Source organism: Labrys wisconsinensis (genome assembly GCF_030814995.1).
Classification (GTDB): Bacteria; Pseudomonadota; Alphaproteobacteria; order Rhizobiales; family Labraceae; genus Labrys; species Labrys wisconsinensis.
In genome coordinates this window covers 300,409-319,246 of record NZ_JAUSVX010000009.1, presented here as the reverse complement: position 1 = coordinate 319,246, position 18,838 = coordinate 300,409, and the positions used below count along the sequence as shown (strand labels likewise).

The 18,838-nt window shown below is 68.8% G+C and carries 18 protein-coding genes; 11 read left to right on the top strand and 7 right to left on the bottom strand.

What is annotated here, in order from left to right:
- Window positions 1-24 precede the first annotated feature (24 nt).
- The 3 genes from QO011_RS23565 to QO011_RS23555 all read right to left on the bottom strand — a co-directional run bounded on the left by QO011_RS23565 (window position 25) and on the right by QO011_RS23555 (window position 3,728).
- The gene (locus QO011_RS23565) at window positions 25-1,464 is read right to left on the bottom strand and encodes an extracellular solute-binding protein (RefSeq protein WP_307277314.1); all 1,440 of its coding nucleotides are present in this window, start codon (window positions 1,462-1,464) and stop codon (window positions 25-27) included.
- Window positions 1,465-1,528: 64 nt separating this feature from the next.
- The gene (locus tag QO011_RS23560; RefSeq protein ID WP_307277312.1) at window positions 1,529-2,503 is read right to left on the bottom strand and encodes a sugar-binding transcriptional regulator; all 975 of its coding nucleotides are present in this window, start codon (window positions 2,501-2,503) and stop codon (window positions 1,529-1,531) included.
- Window positions 2,504-2,744: 241 nt separating this feature from the next.
- The gene (locus QO011_RS23555; RefSeq protein WP_307277310.1) at window positions 2,745-3,728 is read right to left on the bottom strand and encodes an NADP-dependent oxidoreductase; all 984 of its coding nucleotides are present in this window, start codon (window positions 3,726-3,728) and stop codon (window positions 2,745-2,747) included.
- A gap of 94 nt (window positions 3,729-3,822) precedes the next feature.
- On the opposite strand from QO011_RS23555, the gene QO011_RS23550 reads away from it, so the two are divergent.
- On the top strand, window positions 3,823-4,692 hold the full coding sequence (locus QO011_RS23550) for a LysR family transcriptional regulator (RefSeq protein ID WP_307277308.1): 870 nt from the start codon (window positions 3,823-3,825) through the stop codon (window positions 4,690-4,692).
- A 33-nt stretch (window positions 4,693-4,725) separates the two neighbouring features.
- On the opposite strand, the gene QO011_RS23545 is transcribed toward QO011_RS23550, so the two are convergent.
- From QO011_RS23545 to QO011_RS23530, 4 genes are all read right to left on the bottom strand, one after another.
- Entirely contained in the window at window positions 4,726-5,112 is a 387-nt protein-coding gene (locus QO011_RS23545; RefSeq protein WP_307277394.1) for a helix-turn-helix domain-containing protein, read from the bottom strand.
- Between the two features lie 22 nt (window positions 5,113-5,134).
- The gene (comJ, locus tag QO011_RS23540) at window positions 5,135-5,653 is read right to left on the bottom strand and encodes a competence protein ComJ (RefSeq protein WP_307277306.1); all 519 of its coding nucleotides are present in this window, start codon (window positions 5,651-5,653) and stop codon (window positions 5,135-5,137) included.
- 120 nt (window positions 5,654-5,773) lie between these two features.
- Window positions 5,774-6,061 (bottom strand): hypothetical protein, encoded by a 288-nt coding sequence (locus tag QO011_RS23535; protein WP_307277303.1) that lies wholly within the window; start codon window positions 6,059-6,061, stop codon window positions 5,774-5,776.
- A gap of 78 nt (window positions 6,062-6,139) precedes the next feature.
- A complete protein-coding gene (locus tag QO011_RS23530) occupies window positions 6,140-6,880 on the bottom strand; it encodes an SDR family NAD(P)-dependent oxidoreductase (protein ID WP_307277301.1) in 741 nt (246 codons plus the stop codon).
- 166 nt (window positions 6,881-7,046) lie between these two features.
- On the opposite strand from QO011_RS23530, the gene QO011_RS23525 reads away from it, so the two are divergent.
- From QO011_RS23525 to fghA, 10 genes are all read left to right on the top strand, one after another.
- On the top strand, window positions 7,047-7,739 hold the full coding sequence (locus tag QO011_RS23525; RefSeq protein ID WP_307277299.1) for a FadR/GntR family transcriptional regulator: 693 nt from the start codon (window positions 7,047-7,049) through the stop codon (window positions 7,737-7,739).
- A 36-nt stretch (window positions 7,740-7,775) separates the two neighbouring features.
- Window positions 7,776-9,356: an ABC transporter substrate-binding protein gene (locus QO011_RS23520; RefSeq protein WP_307277296.1), complete on the top strand. Its 1,581-nt coding sequence runs from the start codon at window positions 7,776-7,778 to the stop codon at window positions 9,354-9,356.
- Between the two features lie 249 nt (window positions 9,357-9,605).
- A complete protein-coding gene (locus tag QO011_RS23515; protein WP_307277292.1) occupies window positions 9,606-10,565 on the top strand; it encodes an ABC transporter permease in 960 nt (319 codons plus the stop codon).
- A gap of 1 nt (window position 10,566) precedes the next feature.
- The gene (locus QO011_RS23510; protein ID WP_307277289.1) at window positions 10,567-11,442 is read left to right on the top strand and encodes an ABC transporter permease; all 876 of its coding nucleotides are present in this window, start codon (window positions 10,567-10,569) and stop codon (window positions 11,440-11,442) included.
- A 19-nt stretch (window positions 11,443-11,461) separates the two neighbouring features.
- Window positions 11,462-12,376: a dihydrodipicolinate synthase family protein gene (locus tag QO011_RS23505; RefSeq protein WP_307277286.1), complete on the top strand. Its 915-nt coding sequence runs from the start codon at window positions 11,462-11,464 to the stop codon at window positions 12,374-12,376.
- Window positions 12,377-12,526: 150 nt separating this feature from the next.
- Window positions 12,527-13,615, top strand: coding sequence for an ABC transporter ATP-binding protein (locus QO011_RS23500; protein ID WP_307277285.1), 1,089 nt, complete (start codon window positions 12,527-12,529; stop codon window positions 13,613-13,615).
- Between the two features lie 8 nt (window positions 13,616-13,623).
- Complete coding sequence (locus QO011_RS23495) at window positions 13,624-14,577, top strand: ABC transporter ATP-binding protein (protein WP_307277284.1); 954 nt, start codon at window positions 13,624-13,626, stop codon at window positions 14,575-14,577.
- Window positions 14,578-14,931: 354 nt separating this feature from the next.
- Entirely contained in the window at window positions 14,932-16,587 is a 1,656-nt protein-coding gene (ettA, locus tag QO011_RS23490) for an energy-dependent translational throttle protein EttA (RefSeq protein ID WP_307277282.1), read from the top strand.
- A 245-nt stretch (window positions 16,588-16,832) separates the two neighbouring features.
- Entirely contained in the window at window positions 16,833-17,945 is a 1,113-nt protein-coding gene (locus tag QO011_RS23485; RefSeq protein WP_307277278.1) for an S-(hydroxymethyl)glutathione dehydrogenase/class III alcohol dehydrogenase, read from the top strand.
- Window positions 17,945-18,778, top strand: coding sequence for an S-formylglutathione hydrolase (fghA, locus tag QO011_RS23480; RefSeq protein ID WP_307277275.1), 834 nt, complete (start codon window positions 17,945-17,947; stop codon window positions 18,776-18,778). The genes QO011_RS23485 and fghA overlap by 1 nt, the downstream gene beginning before the upstream one ends.
- Window positions 18,779-18,838: the final 60 nt, after the last annotated feature.

The window sequence follows — 18,838 nt, the reverse complement described above, 5'->3', positions numbered from 1 at the left end:
CCGTCCCGTCCGGCGGTGTCCGGCTCAGCCGAGGCCGGCGTCCTTGAGCTGCTTGTCGATCGAGGCCGCGAGCTGGTCGAGGCCGTCGTCGACAGGCACTTCCTTGGCCACCATCTTCTGCAGCGTCTCGGCCCATTGGGTGGTGACGTCGAAGAACAGCGGCTGCGGGGTGAAGTAGATCTTCGCGCCCGGCGCCGAGGCGTCGTGCTGGGCGAGATAGCCGTTATAGGACTTGTCGATGCGGCTGCGGAATTCCTCGTCCTTCCAGACGGAGGCGCGGACCGGATTGACGAAGTCCATCTTGCGGGCGCCGAACATGTCGTGCTCGGTGGAGGAAGCCCACTGCATGAAGTACCAGGCGGCGTCCTTCTGCTTGCCGGCGGCGTTCATCGCCAGCGACCAGATCCAGACGTTCGGGGTCGGCGCCTTGGCGTCCGGATTGGCGGCAAAGGCGTGGAAGCCGAGATTGCCCTTCTCCTTGTTGTCGCCGCCATTCATGAAATAGCCGAGGATGTCGGCGTCGAAGATGGTGGCGGAGGCGCCGGCGCCGAGGTCGGTGCCGACCTGGTACCAGGTGTAGGTCGACCAGTTCTTCGGGCCGGAGTTCTGGACCATTTCCACGAACAGCTTGTGGTAAGCCTTTGATTCCGCGGTGTTCATCGCCGCGGACAGCTTACCGTCGGTGACCTTGAGGTCGCGCTGGCCGTAGTTGGAATAGCCGGAGAGGAATCCGGGATGGATCGAGGCCCAGGAGCGCGAGCCGCGGACGCCGATGCCGTAGGGGCCGCCGAGGTCCTTGGTCAGCTTGGCCGACTTCTCCACGAGGTCCGGCATGTTCTTGGCGGGCTCGATGCCGGCCTTCTCGTACATCTTCCTGTTGTAGGTGATCGAGTTGAGCTCATAGCCCCAGGGGATGCACCATTGCTTGGCATCGGCCGAGCCGAGCTCGCCGCCGGGCACGCCGTTCCAGGCGGTGGAGGCGCGAAGGCCGGGCAGCACGTCGTCCCAGGCATAGGCGGGATTGGTCTTGGCCGGGTCCTTGATGTACTCGTTGAGGTCGTCGATCCAGCCCGCAGGACCATAGGTCCAGGTCATGTAGGCGCCGGTCATGAAGGCGTCGTACTGGTCGGACTTGGAGGAGAGGGCGGCCGTCACCTTGTCGAAATAGACGTCCTCGGGGAAGATGTCGTAGCTGACATCCATGCCGGTGAGCGTCTTGAAATTGTCGATGTCGGCGATCATCGCGTCGGCATAGGGGTGCTTGTTGAGGAGCAGCTTGATCTTCTGCCCCTTGAACTTCTGCCAGTCGAAGTCGGCGGCGATGGCCTGCGTCGCCGCGGCGTTGAGCATGAAGTTCGCGGCTGCCGCGGTCAGGCCGAGCTTGCCGGCTCCTTCCATCAGCTCGCGGCGGCTGATGCGGCCCGCCTTGAATTGCCTGAAGAAGTCTTTCGCCTTTTCGGACATTCGTTTTCTCCCGTGATCGATGGTTGGGCGGCTGGAGCCGCTCTTGTGCTGGTGGTTGGGAGCTTCAAGCTCCGGGTATCGGACCGACGAGGCGACGAGCCGTTGCTTCGTCGGTGATCAGTCCCTTCAAAAAGTCGCTGTTGAGAACGGCGCGTATGGCGCTGGTCTTGCTGGGGCCGCCGGCGATGGCGACGACGCGCCGGCCGTGCAGGTCCTCGACGCCCACCGAGATCGAGCGCTGCGACAGCGGCGTCTCGATCACGCGCCCGTCGGCGCCGAGGAAATGGCTGAGGATCTCGCCCTCGACGCCGGCGCGCTCGAGATCGGCGACCTCGTCGGCGCGCAGCATGCCGGATGCGACGAGCGAGCCTTCGGCGCGCGCCTCGCCGATGCCGGCGAACATCAGCGTCGCCGAGCGGGCGAGGGCGAAGACGTCGGCGATGCCGATCTGGGAGACCAGCACGGCGCGGTCCGCGGCGGTGTTGGCGAACACCGGCATCGGCATGACATAGGCCTCGGCGCCGGTGCGCTCGGCCAGGCGATGGATGACATCGAAGGGGCTGGCGGAGAACTTGCGGGTGAGGCCGCCGAGCAGCGAGACGAACCTGGCCTTCGTGCCCGGTACCTGCGGCAGATGGGCGACGGCGGCAGCCAGGGTGCGGCCATGGCCGATGCCGATCACCATCTCGCCGCCCGATTCCAGCTGCGAGCGCAGGAAGGCGGCGCCGGCGAGCCCGAGCGTCTTCAGCGGCAGGCCGCTCTCGCCGATATCGGGCGAGACATGGCAGAACTCGATGCCCCAGCGCTGCTTGATCGCTTCCTCCAGATGGAAGCATTCGGCCACCGGACCGTCGACGAAGACGCGGATCAGGCCATCGCGGCTGGCGCGGGAGATCAGGCGATGGGCCTTGACGCTCGGCACGTTGAGCCGCGCCGCCACCTCCGCCTGGGTGAAGCCGCCGGCGAAATAGAGCCATGCGGCCCGGGTGGCGAGCGAGGCCTCCTCGTCGATCACGGCTGCACCGAGGGCCTGGGCCACGCGCTCATCCACCCTGTAATTTTTTGTCGTTGGTGTAAAAATTTGCAGAGACGGAGAGGGCTGTCAAGGCGGGATATTGCGATGGGGTGTCCATCCCCGTGCGTCCGCGGCGGGACTTGTGCAGACCGGCCAAAGCAAAGCCCACGACCCGGCAGGGGGCGTGGGCTCCGTGGCGATGCGGTGTGGTGGGTAGGGCCCGTCCGCGTCGATCGAATCGGTGGTTTCCCGCTTCGGAGCCGGGTCAGCGGCCGAGGTCGACCACGATCTTCCCCGGCGCATGGCCGGTGCGGTTGCGCTCGATGGCGGCCGGGAGCTCGCCGAAACCGACCGTCTCCGCGATCGCCGATTTCAGCCTGCCGGAGGCCACCGCTTCGGCGATCTCGTGCAAGCGCGATGCGTTGGGCCGATTCACGAACCAGATCCCGCGCCGGCCGGGCAGCGTCCGCGCGGCAATATCCGGCGTGGTCGTGCTGATCATCACGCCCGATGGCCCCAGGACGGACCAGGAGCGATCCGGCACATCGCCCCCGATCAGGTCGACAACCACGTCGATATCGCCGACCTTCTCTTCGAAGCGCCCGGCGGCATAGTCGATCACCTCGTCGGCCCCGAGGTGCAGCACATGCGCGCGGCTGCGCGCCGAGGCGGTGGCGAACACGGTCGCGCCGGCGGACTTGGCGAACTGGACGGCAAAGCCGCCGACGCCGCCGGCCGCACCGTGGATCAGCACCCGCCGGCCCGGGAGCGCGACGCCGGTGGCCTCCAGCAGCTGCCAGGCGGTCAACGAGGCGACCGGTAGCGCGGCAGCCTCCACGTCCGACAGCCCGTCGGGTACCAGGCACAGCTTCCCGGCGTCGACCGCGACGAAATCTGCATAGGCGCCGAAGCCGGCCAGGGGTCCCATGACGCGGTCGCCGGGCCGGAGATGCCCGACGCCGGCCTCGGCCTGCAGCACGACGCCGGCGAGCTCCAGCCCGAGCGTGACGGGCAGGACGAGGGGAAAGGCATCGCGGACATAGCCCTCGCGGGCTTTCCAGTCGAGGCCGTTCACGCCCGCCGCCTTCACCTGGATGAGGACCTGGCCCGGGCCGGGGACGGGCGTCTCGACGCTGTCGATCGAGACCGTCTCCGGGCCGCCATAGGCGTGGAGACGGAGGGCGCGGCCTCTCGCAGGGATCGTGGGCGCTCGCGGGTGGCTTGCCGATTCAGGGGTGGTTCGGGTCATGGTCTTGCTCCTTTCGATGAGGACTCATAGACCGTCCCGAATGTGCGGATTAAGATCGAAACTATAGACGGCTTGTCCCGGAAATGAGACGGATATGGACCTTTCGGCGCTTTCCGATTTCGTGCTGGTGGCCTCGAACGGCGGCTTCGGCGCGGCGAGCCGCAGGACCGGCCGCCCCAAGGCCACGCTGTCCAGGCGGGTCATCGAGCTGGAGGACGGCCTCGGTGTCCGCCTGTTCGAGCGGGGCGGGCGCGTCCTTCGGCTAACGGAGGAGGGCTCGGCCCTGCTCGTCCGTACGGAGGGGTTGCTGGGCGAAATCCACGAGGCCGGAGAGGCGGTGAGCGCCGGGCGCGACCGGCCCCGCGGGCGCCTGCGGGTCAGCGCGCCCATCCTCTTCTCCCACATCGCCATGGGCCGGATCGCCGCCGCCTTCTCGACCCGCTATCCCGACGTGCAGCTGGAGGTGACGGCGGAGGACCGACCGGTGGATCTGGTCGCGGAGGGATATGACGCGGTGATCCGCATCAACCCGCGCGCCGACGACGCGCTGGTGGGACGCTGCTTCCTCAGGGACCGCCAGATCGTCGTCGCCACGCCGGCCCATGGGCCGCCGAGCGGCCAGAATCTGGGAGGCTTTCCCGCGGTCGTGCGCACGAACGCGCCGGCCGAGCCGCTCTGGCATGTCGAGGGCTTCGGTGCGCCGCTCGCCCCGCAGCCGGTGCTGCGCCTGTCGTCCCAGCTGATGGTGCGGGATGCCGTGCGCGCGGGCGCCGGCGCGGGCCTGCTTCCGCAATCCCTGGTCGGAGCCGACGTCGCCGCCGGGCGCCTGACGAGCTGGGGCACCCAGCATGGCCCGCCCACGGAACTCTGGGTGCTGCATGCCTCGCGCCGGCTCGCGAGCGCAAAGATCCGGGCTTTCGTCGACCACCTCCTCGGCGCGTTTCCAGAAGGCGTGCTGGCTTGACGGTGGGCGTCGGCACCATTTCTCACACAATCGTCACGCACGTTTGCGCGCGATTTCCGAGACAGGATAGGGGGTGACCAGGGCGTCGGCGGGGATGCCCCATTCCCGGTTGAGCCTGTAGATCTGGTGGAGTGTCAGGGGACGCCGGCGGTTGAGGACTTCCGAGGCCCGCGACCTCGAGCCGAGCAGTTCCGCCAATTCGGTCTGGGTATGGCCCAGTTCTTCCATGAAGAAGCGAATCATACCGATCGGGTCCGCTTCGGGAATCGGGTGATGCCTGGCCTCGTAAGCTTCGATGAGGGTGGTCAGAACCTCGAGCTTGTCCGCCTCAGGAGTACCGGGTTCGGCGCTCCAAAGGGTTTCCACCTCATGGAGAGCGGCCGTGAGGTCCTCGTCGGAGCGGATCGGGCGAATATCCATGGCAACAGGCTCAAGTCCAGACTCAGTCGGCTGCGTCGGTGCGGTCAACGATCCTCCCGACGGTTTGCGGCTTTCCAGCAACCAGGAATATTCGGTACCATTCGAGATCTTTTCGAGCAGCCAGCTCCGCGTCGCTCAGTTCGTGCTCTTCGGCCAGACTCAGTTGGTCAACCCCGACATTCTGGGCGGCAACAAAAGCGGTGTACTCGCCCTGACCAATAGTGGCGGAGATGGGCGGCACGTCGTCGATCACCGACATGACGGACACGGCTCCGCTGTCGGAACGAAAATCGACGCAGGTGACGCGCTGCCACTCTTCAAGGTCTGGCGGTTCGTCTGACAGCACCAACTCTACCCAGTGGTCGTTGAGGTCGGCTTCCGTGCCTACCGAGCGGAACGTCGGCGACCCTGCAAAACCTCGATTCCCTTTGTCGTCTTTCCAGTTCGCGAAGTCGCTGCCGATCTTCCTCGGATCGTCGCAAATGACGATCTGATAGTGACTCGCGAAAAGACGTGCTGCTCCGAGCAATTTCTGGCTCATGTCTTGGCCTATCCCGAACGCCACGAAGGGCCTAAGCGTCAGCGTGAACGGCCCGCCGATCACATGGTCATGCGGAGGTCGGCCGCCTGTCCACTGCGGCCGACTATGCCTTTGCGCCGTTTAGTCCGTCACCCCTGCCTCTCTCTCAGCCGGCCGATGCCCGCGGCGCGGCGGCTTGATCTCGATGCCGACGCCGATCGGGCCGACGGCGCCGTCCCATTGGTCCGGCAGCGTCGGGCAGGGCGTCTGCGGCACGGCGACGACCGGGCCGGTCGGCGGCCGCGGGGTCGGCGGCTTCACCACGACATAGGAAGAGGTCTCGATGTCGCAGCCGCGATCCTGCGTCTGCGCCAGCGCAGGCGCGGCGAGGACGGCGAACAGGAAGAGGGCGGTGGCGCGCAGCAGCATCGGTCCGATCCTGCCGGGCACACTAGCACGGGCGGCCGCGGCCCGCCGGCAAAGCTGCGGGAAGCGTGAATCCGTGGTTCAGGCCGGTGGCTGATGCCGAGTCACCCGGTGCTCCCTATAGTCGTAGATGACACCGTTCTCGGTGAAGCCGGGCGACAGCAGCATGACGATGGCGGGCGCCAGCTCCTCCGGCGTCGGCACGGTCGCGGGGTCCTCGTCGGGCCAGGCCTCGACCCGCAGCTCGGTGCGGATCGGCCCGGGGCTGATCAGGTTGGCGCGCACCGGGGTGTCCGCCACCTCGTTGGCATAGACGCCGACCATGGCCTCCAGCCCCGCCTTGGTGGCGGCATAGGGCGTCCAGCCGGCGTGGCGCTTCCAGGCGACGCCCGAGGTGACGAACAGGGCGCGGCCGGCGTCGGAGCGGCGCAGCAGCGGGTCGAACTCGTGCAGGAGATGCCAGTTCGCAGTCAGATTCACCGAAATCGCATAATCCCAGTCCCGGCCCGACATTTCGCCGATCGGCGCCTTGGGGCCGAGCAGCCCGGCATTGCCGAACAGCCCGTCGAGCCGGCCGTAGCGGGTGCCGACGAGGTCGGCGAGCTCGTGGATCCGCGGCGCGTCCGCCATGTCGACGGCGGCGGCGAAGAGGTCGCCGCCGACGGCCTTCGCCGCGTCCTGCAGCCCGTCCATGGCGGCGAGCGTGCGGGCGACGCCGACCACGGTCGCACCCTCGGCGGCGAGAGCCAGGGCCGCGGCGCGGCCGATGCCGCGCGAGGCGCCGGTGACCAGGATGATGCGGCCACGAAGGGAGGAGGGCATGGGCGTTGTCCCGCTTGGTGTGCCCATGCCCTAGCGCGAGCGGAGGCGTCACTTCAAGGCTGCACGGCCAGCATGGTGCGTTCCCCAAGCTTGACGGATATCCTACAAGTGGATATGGGTGCGCATCAGAGCCGGCGCTCGGCCGGCGTCCTCTCCGGGAGCGGGCATGCCCACCATCAAGCGCCTCGACCGGCCGCCGCTGCTGCACGTCTCGGTGCAGGAGAGCCTCAAGGCCTATATCGACGAGGCGCAGCTCAAGCCCGGCGCGGCGCTGCCGCCCGAGGGCGAGCTCGCCCAGCGGCTCGGGGTCAGCCGCAACTCGGTGCGCGAGGCGATCAAGGCGCTGGAATCGGTCGGCATCATCGAGACGCGGCGCGGCATCGGCGTCTTCGTGCGCGACTTCTCCTTCGACCCCCTGCTCGACCATCTGCCCTACGGCCTCGGCCGCGAGCTCAGGGATGTCGGCGACGTCCTGCAGATCCGCTGCACGCTGGAATTCGGCCTGATCGCCGATTGCGTCACCGCCATCGGCGAAGCCGACCTCGCGGCCCTGCGCCTGACGCTCGATGCCATGCGCGCCAAGGCCGAGCGGGGCGAAGCCTTTCCGGAGGAGGACCAGCAGTTCCACCGCCTGCTGTTCCGCTGCCTCGGCAACCGCGTGCTCGACCGGCTGATCGAGATCTTCTGGGTCGCCTTCCACAAGGCGTCCGGCTTCTTCAGCCTGGGCAACCCGGACCCGATCGCCACCTGGCGCGACCACGAGGAGATCTACGACGCCGTCGTCGCCCGCGACGCCGTCCGGGCGCGTGACAGGCTCGAACGCCACTACCGGGGCATCCGGAGCGTGCTGGCGCGCTGAGGCGGCCGCTCCGAGGACAACAAAGGGGAGGGAGACATGAGCTTGAGAACCATGACGTCGGCGTTCGCGCTCTGCGCCGCGCTGCTGGGCGCCGCCGTCGGCGCCCCGGCGCGGGCCGAGGAGGCGGTGATCACCGGCGGCTTCGATGTCGGGCCGGGCGGCTTCCAGGGCAATTTCAACCCGCTGGCCGCCACCGCCGGCTTCACCTGGCTCAGCCTCTATTTCGAGCCGCTCGTCGCCTATGACGACAAGCTGGAAACGATCGTCGGCGTCCTGGCCGACCGGTTCGAGACGAGCCCCGACCAGCTCGCCTACACCTTCCACCTCGCCGACGCCAAATGGCACGACGGCCAGCCCTTCACGGCCAAGGACGCGAAGTTCACCATCGAGCTCGCCAAGCAGGGCACGAGCGGCACCGTGTTCGCCGCGCGCCTCGCCGCCATCGCCGCGGTCGAGACGCCGGACGAGCGGACGGTGGTGCTCAAGCTTTCCAAGCCGAGCTCCGGCCTGCTCGACGTCCTGACCAAGGTGATGATGCTGCCGCAGCACGCGCTGGCCGGCATCGCGCCCGATGCGCTGGCCAAGAACGCCTGGTGGTCGACCACGCCGATCGGCACCGGGCCGTTCAAGTTCGGCCGCTATGTCACCGACCAATATGTCGAGCTCGCCGCCAATCCCGACTATCGCGGCGGCAAGCCGGCGGTGTCGCGGATCATCAACCGCTATTTCGGCAACACCGCCGCGGCGGTCGCGGCCCTGCGCGCCGGCGAGATCCAGTTCAGCTATGTCGACGCCGACGACGTGCCCACCCTGACCGACGCCGGCAGCTTCCGGGTGATCGAGGGCAATTCCTACGTGGTCAACTATCTCGGCTTCAACCAGGAGCTGCCGCTGTGGAAGGACCTGCGCGTGCGCCAGGCGGTGATGCACGCCATCGACCGCAACGCCATCATCCAGAGCCTCTACAAGGGCGCCGCGGCGCCGGCCAATTGCGGCTATGTCGCCGAGCGCCTGGTGCCGGCCGATGCCGACCCCTATGCCTACGACCCCGACAAGGCGCGCCAGCTGCTGCAGGAGGCGGGCTGGGACAAGCTCAACGGCGACAAGCCGATCACCGTGCTGACCTATTACAACACGCCGCTGGCCACCAATGTCCTGGCGGCGATCCAGGCGATGCTCGGCCAGGTCGGTATCAACGTCGTGCCGCGGGCGGTCGATACCCCGACCTATAACGGCACGATCATGGCCGCCAAGCCCGACCCGGCCCAGTTCCCGCTGGTCTATGCCGGCCTGCAGAACGGCCCGGACCCCAGCAACCTCAATGTCGGCCTCAACGAGAAGCAGATCCCGCCGGCCGGCGCCAACTTCCTGCATATCCGAATGCCGGAGGTGAGCGCCGCCTTCGACGCAGCCCTGGCCGAGACCGACGAAGCCAAACGCGCCGACCGCTATCGCGACGTCTGCAAGGCGATGAATGCGCAGCTGCCCTGGGCGACGCTGTGGGTCGCCAAGCGCTACGGCGTGGCCTCGACGAAGCTCAAGAACTTCGTCTGGACGCCGGCGCCCGGCGGCGGACCGTATCAGGCTCATCCGGAGACATGGGCGGTGGGGCAGTAGGATCGAGGAAACGCGACCGTCATGGGCGGACTTGATCCGCCCATCCACGCGAACACCGGCCGGCGTTGCGTTCGCGTGGATGGACGGGACAAGCCCGTCCATGACGGCAAGCGGTTGCGCCTCAAGAAGAATTTTGCAGCCGCTGAGCACAGGAAGCTTTTTCCGGACAGTCGTGGGACCAGCCCGCCCCTGACGGAATTGTCGAGTCCCAAACAGGCGACGTCCCCCACCCGCCGCGGAGAAAACGCCATGCTGCGCTTCTGCCTCCGCCGCCTCGCGATCGGGGCGGCCATGCTGGTCGCCCTCAGCCTGCTGGTCTTCGTGCTGCTGCGGCTGACGCCGGGCGATCCGGCCGACGCCTATATCAACCCGACCGTGCCGATGTCGCCGGCCGATGTCGCGGCGCTGCGCACCCGGCTCGGCCTCGACCTGCCGCTGCCGGTGCAATATCTCGCCTGGCTCGCCCGCGCCCTGTCGGGCGATCTCGGCTTCTCGCTCCAGCGCTTCGGCGAGCCGGTGCTCGGCCTGGTGCTGTCGCGGATCGGCCCGACGCTGCTCCTGATGGGCGCGGCCCTCGGCCTCGCCATCGTCGTCGGCATCCTCGCCGGCATCGCCGGCGCGGTGCGGCGCAATTCCGGCACCGATGTCTCGCTCTCCGTGCTCGCCCTGGTCGGCATTTCCAGCCCGGCCTTCCTCACGGCGCTGATCGGCGTCTATCTCTTCGCGGTGAAGCTGCACTGGGCCCCGGCCGGCGGCATGACCACGCCCGGGGGCGCCGCCGGCCCCGGCGACGTCCTCGCCCATCTCGTCCTGCCGGCGCTGCTGCTCTCGATCGGCCAGGCGGCACCGATCATGCGCTACATGCGGGCCTCGCTGCTGGAAGTGATGAGCCAGGACTATGTCCGCACCGCCCGGGCCAAGGGCGTGCGCGAGCGCTGGGTCATCCTCAAGCACGCCCTGCGCAACGCCCTGCTGCCGGTGGTCACCCTGATCGGCTCGACCATCGGCATCGCCGTCGGCGGGGCGATCTTCATCGAGAGCGTGTTCAACTGGCCCGGCATGGGCCTCCTGCTGGTCAAGGCGGTGGAGAGCCGCGACTACCCCGTGATCATGGGGGCGACGCTGGTCATCGGCGCCTGCGTGATCCTGGCTAACCTCGTCACGGACATTGCCTATGCCGCCATCGATCCGCGCATCAAGGTCGCCTGAGATGGCCTGGCGCCTAACGCCGCGCCCCGACGGTCCGACCGGCCGGGCCCTGCGCCGCTTCGCCGGCAACGGCGCGGCGCTGGCGGGCCTCGCCATCATCGTGCCGCTGCTGGTCCTGGTGCTGGCCTATCCGCTCTGGCTCGGCCACCGGCCGAACGACATCGACCTCGTCGCCATGAACAAGGGCCCGACGCTGCGCCACTGGTTCGGAACCGACGGCGTCGGCCGCGACGTGCTTGCCCGCGTGATGCAGGGCGGGCGGATCTCGCTCCTGGTAGCGGCCTGCTCGGTGGCGCTTTCCACCCTGATCGGCTTCCTCGTCGGCGCGGTGTCGGCCTTCGGTCCTCGCCTCGTCGACGCCGCCGCCATGCGCCTGGTCGACCTCGCCATGACGCTGCCGCCGGTGATCTTCCTCCTGGTGCTCGCTTCGATCACCGGGTCGGGCATCAGCCCGACCATCGTCGTCATCGCGCTCCTGTCCTGGCCGGTGCTGGCGCGCATGGTGCGGGCCCGGCTCCTGGAGCTGCGCGAGCGCGACTTCGTCGTCGCCGCGCGCGGCATGGGCGCCGGCCTCGGCCATCTGCTCTGGCGCCACGGCCTGCCCAACGCGATCGACATCCTGGTGGTCTATGCGACGCTGCAGGTCGCCAACGCCATCCTGCTCGAAGCCGGCCTCTCCTTCCTCGGCCTCGGCGTGCCGCCGCCCGAGGCGAGCTGGGGCAACATGCTGAACGCGGCGCGCAGCACCATCGTGCTGGAGCAATATGCCTGGCAATGGCTGTTCCCCGGCGCGGCGCTGGTGCTGGCCGTGCTCGCCATCAATTTCGTCGGCGACGGCCTGCGCGACGCCTTCGACCCCCGATCCGACCTCCATTGACCCCAACCCCAGGCAGACCATGACCTTCTCCGGCGTCATTCCCCCCGTCGTCGTCCCGCTGAACGACGACTTCACCGTGGACTTCCCGTCCTACACCCGCGTGCTGGAGCACCTGATCGCCGGCGGCGTGCACGGGCTGTTCGTGCTCGGCTCGACCAGCGAGGTGGTGTTCCACGACGAGGCGGCGCGGCGCGCCATCATCGAGCACACCGTCCGGGTGGTGAACGGCCGCGCCAGGATCCTGGCCGGGGTGATCGACCCGACCACCGACCGGGTCATCGCCCATGCCAGAGCGGCCAAGGCGATCGGCGTCGACGCCGTGGTCGTCACCGCGCCGTTCTACACCCGCACCAGCCAGCCGGAGATCCTCGACCATTTCCGCTATGTCAAGGCGGCGGTCGACCTGCCGGTCGTCGCCTACGACATCCCGGTCTGCGTCCACGTCAAGCTCGACCGAGCCGGCGTCGTCGCGCTCGCCCGCGAGGGCACGATCGCGGGCCTGAAGGATTCCAGCGGTGACGACGGCAATTTCCGCATGGCGCTGCTCGACCTCGCCGACCGGCCCGACATCTTCCTGATGACCGGCTCGGAGATCGTGGTCGATTCCGCGCTGGCCGCCGGTGCGCACGGCGTGGTGCCCGGCCTCGGCAATGTCGACCCGCACGGCTATGTCCGCCTGTGGGATGCCGCCCGCCGCGGCGACTGGGCGGCGGCGCGGGCCGAGCAGGAGCGGCTCTGCCGCCTGTTCGAGATCGTCTTCGTCGGCCTGCCGCGCACCAGTTCGGGCGCCGCCGGCGTCGGCGGCTTCAAGACCGCGATGCGCCGGCTCGGCATCATCGCCACCAATGTGATGGCGCGCCCGCAACGCACGCTCGACGAGGCCGAGGCGGCACGGATCGACCCGATCCTGCGCGCAGCGGGGCTGCTGGGATGAGACGCCCTGAAGGACTGCAGCGGAGGAAAGGTATGGCTGTTCGGCGGGGCGAGACGCCATGTGGTCGGAGCTCGACGCGACGCCTGTGCCCTCCCTCCCCCTTGTGGGGAGGGATGAAGGGTGGGGGTCGAACAGGACAGGGCGCGCCCGATGTCAACGACCCCCACCCCTAACCCCTCTCCACAAGGGGGAGGGGAATGGCCGGCGTCGCGTCCGACGATCGGCTCGACGCAGCCCACCCTCGCCATCAGCGGCCTCACCACCGTCTTCCGCGGGCGTGGCGGCGAGATCACCGCCGTGGCCGGCCTCGACCTCAGCATCGCGGCCGGCGAGACCCTGGCGCTGGTCGGCGAATCTGGATCCGGCAAGTCGGTCACCAGCCTGTCGATCATGGGCCTGCTGCCGGCCGGGACCGGGCGGATCGCCGCCGGAAGCGTGCGCCTCACCGGCAAGGACGGCGTGGTGCGCGACCTCGCCGTGCTCGAGGGCGAGGCGCTGCGCCGGATCCGCGGCAACGACGTCGCCATGGTGTTCCAGGAGCCGCTGACCAGCCTCAACCCGGTCTACACGCTCGGCGACCAGATCGGCGAGCCGCTGCGCGTCCACCGCGGCGCGGATCGGCGCGCGGCGCGCGAGGCGGCGATCGCCCTGATGGGCCAGGTCGGCATCGCCGATCCCGGCCGGCGGGCGGGGCAATATCCGCACGAGCTCTCCGGCGGCATGCGCCAGCGCGCCACCATCGCCATGGCGCTCGCCTGCGACCCGACGCTCCTGATCGCGGACGAGCCGACCACGGCGCTCGACGTGACCATCCAGGCGCAGATTCTCGACCTCCTGCGCAAGCTGCAGCGCGAGCGGGGCATGAGCATGCTGTTCGTCACCCACAATCTCGGTGTCGTCGCCGAGATCGCCCAGCGCGTCGCGGTGATGTATGCCGGGCGGGTGGTCGAGGAGGGGCCGGTCGAGGCGGTGTTCCGGCGCCCGCGCCATCCCTACACCATCGGCCTGCTGGCCTCGACGCCGCGGCTCGGCACGGCCACGGCGCTGCGGCAGTCCGGCCGGCCGCTGCCCGCCATTGCCGGCACGGTGCCAAGCCTGCGGGCCATGCCGCCCGGCTGCGCCTTCGCGCCGCGCTGCCGCCATGCCGAGGCGGCCTGCACCCTCGCGCCGCCCGCAATCGTCGACACCGGCGGCGGCCATGGCAGCCGCTGCCTGCGCTGGCGGGAGATCGCGGCATGAATCCCGGCATGACTGGCGCGCTCCTTTCCGTCCGCAACCTCGCCAAGGATTACGGCCCGCGCGGCGCCGGCGGCTTGCGCATCCTGCACGACATCTCCTTCGACGTCGGCCGCGGCGAGGTGGTCGGGCTGGTCGGCGAATCCGGCAGCGGCAAGACCACGATCGGCCGCTCGGTGCTGCGCCTGATCGAGCCGAGCGCCGGATCGGTGGTGTTCGACGGCCGCGACCTCGTCACGCTCCCCACCGGGGAGATGCGCCGCATGCGCCGGCGCCTGCAATATGTCTTCCAGGACCCCTTCGCCAGCCTGTCGCCGCGCATGACCATCGGCGAGATCCTGACCGAGGGCCTCGACATCCAGGGCATCGGCACGCGCCGCGAGCGGCTGGAGCGGGCGCGCCGGGCGCTGGGTGAGGTGGAGCTGCCGGCGGACGCGCTCGACCGCTATGCCCACGAATTCTCCGGCGGCCAGCGCCAGCGCATCGGCATCGCCCGGGCGCTGACGCTGCAGCCGGAGTTCCTGGTCGCCGACGAGCCGGTCTCGGCGCTCGACGTGTCGATCCAGGCGCAGGTGGTCAACCTGATGCGCGGCCTGCAGGCACGGCTGGGGCTGACCATGCTGTTCATCTCCCACGACCTCGCCGTGGTGGAATATGTCTGCGACCGGGTGATCGTGCTCTATCTCGGCCGGATCATGGAGATCGCCCCCAGCGCGGCGCTCTACGCCACGCCGCAGCACCCTTATACCAGGGCGCTCCTGTCGGCGATCCCGTCCCCCGACCTCGACCGCCCGCGCGAGCGCCAGGTCCTGCGCGGCGACATCCCGAGCCCGGCGAGCCCGCCGTCCGGCTGCGTCTTCCGCACCCGCTGCCCCGCGGCGATCGCCGCCTGCGCCGAGACGGTGCCGCCGCTGCGGGTGGTGGGAGAGGGGCACCTGAAGGCTTGCATAAGGGATGATATCTGAGGGGACTGGGCAGCATGATGCATCGCCCGCGACGCCGGCTTTTCCCCTCCCCCTTGTGGGGAGGGGTTAGGGGTGGGGGTCGTGACGCCCGCCTCGACGGATCAGAACAACGCCTGATGCCCTTCGACCGGTGTCGCGTCCTATCCTACACGACCCCCAGCCCCTTACCCCTCCCCACAAGGGGGAGGGGAGGCCCAGGCGTCGCGCCTTCGCCGACAACGGTCCCGCCTCGCCCGATCGTTGTTATCCCCGACCGTCATCCCGCAATCCTGCCCCCAGGCGCCTTGCCCGGCCGCGCCCCCTCGGGTACACACCGGCCCAATCCTCGAAACACCAGTACGGCAGGGCGCGGCGATGGCCTCCTATCAGTTTGTCTATCACATGCAGGGTCTCAACAAGACCTATCCCGGCGGCAAGAAGGTGCTGGAGAACGTCAACCTCTCCTTCTACCCCGATGCCAAGATCGGCGTGCTCGGCGTCAACGGCTCGGGCAAATCGACGCTGCTCCGGATCATGGCGGGCATCGACAAGGAGTTCACCGGCGACGGCTGGGTGGCCGAGGGCGCGCGCGTCGGCTATCTCTCGCAGGAGCCGCAGCTCGACCCCGCCAAGACCGTGCGCGAGAACGTCATGGACGGCGTCGCCGCCAAGAAGGCGATCCTCGACCGCTACAACGAAGTCGCCATGAACTACTCGGACGAGACGGCGGACGAGATGACCCGCCTGCAGGACGAGATCGACGCCAAGAACCTGTGGGACCTCGACAGCCAGATCGACCAGGCGATGGAAGCGCTGCGCTGCCCGCCCGACGACGCCGGCGTCGAGACGCTCTCGGGCGGCGAGCGCCGCCGCGTGGCGCTGTGCCGCCTGCTGCTGCAGCAGCCGGAACTCTTGCTGCTGGACGAGCCCACCAACCATCTCGACGCCGAGACGGTCGCCTGGCTCGAAGGCCATCTGCGCAACTATCCCGGCGCGATCCTGATCGTCACCCATGACCGCTACTTCCTCGACAACGTCACGGGCTGGATCCTCGAGCTCGATCGCGGCCGCGGCATCCCCTACGAGGGCAACTACACGTCCTGGCTGGCGCAGAAGCAGAAGCGCCTGGCGCAGGAATCGCGCGAGGAGGAGAGCCGGCAGAAGGCGCTGGCGGCCGAGCAGGAATGGATCTCGGCCTCGCCCAAGGCGCGCCAGGCCAAGTCGAAGGCGCGCATCAACGCCTATGAGGACCTGCTGGCCAAGGCCAACGAGAAGGGCCCCGCGACGGCGCAGATCATGATCCAGACCGGCCCGCGCCTCGGCGGCGTGGTGATCGAGGCCGAGGGCCTGTCCAAGGCCTATGGCGACCGGCTGCTGATCGACGACCTCTCCTTCAGCCTGCCGCCGGGCGGCATCGTCGGCGTCATCGGCCCGAACGGCGCCGGCAAGACCACGCTGTTCCGCATGCTGCTCGGCCTGGAGAAGCCGGATGCCGGCACGATCCGCTTCGGCGAGACGGTGAAGCCGGGCTATGTCGACCAGTCGCGCGACCAGCTCGACCCGAACAAGACGGTGTGGGAGGAGGTCTCCGGCGGCAACGAGATCCTCTATCTCGGCAAGCGCGAGGTGAATTCGCGCGGCTATACCTCCGCCTTCAACTTCAAGGGCGGCGACCAGCAGAAGAAGGTCGGTGTGCTCTCCGGCGGCGAGCGCAACCGCGTCCAGCTCGCCAAGATGCTGAAGGAAGGCTCCAACGTCCTGTTCCTGGACGAGCCGACCAACGACCTCGACGTCGAGACGCTGCGGGCGCTGGAGGATGCGCTGGAGAATTATGCCGGCTGCGCCGTCATCATCTCCCATGACCGCTTCTTCCTCGACCGCCTCGCCACCCACATCCTCGCCTTCGAGGGCGAGAGCCATGTGGAATGGTTCGAGGGGAACTTCGAGGCTTATGAAGAGGACAAGAAGCGCCGCCTGGGCATCGATTCCATCATCCCCAAGCGCATCCATTACAAGAAGTTCTCGCGGTAAGGGCTTGAAAAAGCCTTCTCCGCGTAGCGGGGAAGGTGGCCCGACGAAGTCGGGTCGGATGGGGTGTGGCGGGCAGGTCTCGGTCTGTGTTCAGCTGGCACGACCGTCGTGCAAGATTGTCGAAAGGCCAGCCTTGCCCGCCACACCCCATCCGTCGCCGCTTCGCGGCGCCACCTTCCCCACCTTCGGTGGAGAAGGCTTTCGTGACCCGCCTCTCCACCCCCAACTCCGAAAGGGAGCCACCCATGAAATCGCGTGCCGCCGTGGCCTGGGAAGCGGGCAAGCCGCTGACGATCGAGACCATCGAGATCGGCGGGCCGAAGGCCGGCGAGGTGCTGGTCGAGATCATGGCGACGGGCGTGTGCCACACCGACGCCTACACGCTGTCGGGCCTCGACTCCGAGGGCAAGTTCCCGGCGATCCTCGGCCATGAGGGCGCCGGCGTCGTGCGCGAGGTCGGGGCCGGCGTCACCGCGTTGAAGGCGGGCGACCATGTCATTCCGCTCTATACGCCGGAGTGCCGGGCCTGCAAGACCTGCCTGTCGCAGCGCTCGAACCTCTGCACCTCGATCCGCGCCACCCAGGGCCAGGGCCTGATGCCGGACCGCACCACGCGCTTTTCCTGCGAGGGCGGCGAGGTCTTCCACTACATGGGCTGCTCGACCTTCTCCAACTTCACGGTGCTGCCGGAGATCGCCCTCGCCAAGGTCCGCGAGGACGCGCCCTTCGACAAGATCTGCTACATCGGCTGCGGCGTCACGACAGGCATCGGCGCCGTGGTCTACACCGCCAAGGTCTGGCCGGGCGCCAATGTCGTGGTGTTCGGCCTCGGCGGCATCGGCCTCAACGTCATCCAGGGCGCCCGCATGGTCGGGGCCGACAAGATCATCGGCGTCGACCTCAACCCCTCCAAGGTCGAGATGGCCAAGACCTTCGGCATGACGCATTTCGTCAACCCGGACGAGGTCGGCCGCGACAAGGTGGTGCAGGCGATCGTCGACCTCACCGGCGGCGGCGCCGACTTCTCCTTCGAGTGCATCGGCAACGTCCACACCATGCGCCAGGCGCTGGAATGCTGCCATCGCGGCTGGGGCGAGAGCATCATCATCGGCGTGGCGCCGTCCGGCGCCGAGATCGCGACCCGCCCGTTCCAGCTCGTCACCGGGCGGGTTTGGAGGGGCTCGGCCTTCGGCGGCGCCCGCGGGCGCACCGACGTGCCGAAGATCGTCGACTGGTACATGGACGGCAAGATCGAGATCGACCCCCTGATCACCCACACCATGCCGCTGGAGGAGATCAACACCGCCTTCGACCTGATGCACGAGGGCAAGTCGATCCGCTCCGTGGTGATCTATTGATGGAGACCGTCTCCAAGGCCCTCAGCCATGGCGGCGTGCAGGGCGTCTATCGCCATGAGGCGGCGACGACGCGCTGCCCGATGACCTTCGCCGTCTTCGTGCCGCCGCAGGCGCGGGACGGCGTCGTTCCCGTACTATGGTACCTATCGGGCCTGACCTGCACCCATGCCAACGTCATGGAGAAGGGCGAATACCGCGCCGCGGCGGCCCGGCACGGCGTCATCATCGTCGCGCCCGACACCAGCCCGCGCGGCCCGGACGTGCCGGACGAGCCCGGCAACTGGCAGTTCGGATCGGGCGCCGGCTTCTATGTCGATGCGACCGAGGCCCCTTACGCCGCCAATTACCGGATGTATTCCTACGTCACGCAGGAGCTTCCGGCGCTGGTGGCGGCCGAGTTCCCGGCCGACATGAGCCGCCAGGGCATTTTCGGCCATTCCATGGGCGGGCACGGCGCGCTCACCATCGCGCTGAAGAACCCGGGGCGCTATCGCAGCTGCTCGGCCTTCGCGCCGATCGTGCAGCCCTCGACGGCGGATTGGTCGCGCCCGGCTTTGGAGAAGTACCTGGGGCCGGATGCCAAGGCCTGGCGCGCCTGGGACGCCTGCGCCCTGATCGAAGACGGCCACCGCCTGCCCGAGCTGCTGGTCGACCAGGGCACGGCCGACAGCTTCCTCGATACGGGTCTGCGGCCCTGGCTGCTGCGCGAGGCCTGCGAGAGGGCAGGGATGCCGCTCACGCTCACCATGCGCGAGGGCTACGACCACTCCTACTTCTTCATCTCGACCTTCATGGCGGACCACATCGCCTGGCACGCCGCGCGGCTGGGCTGAGACGAGGCCGCGCCCGGTCGCGCTCTTGCGTCGCGGATGTTTTGCCGCGGGCGGCGCCAT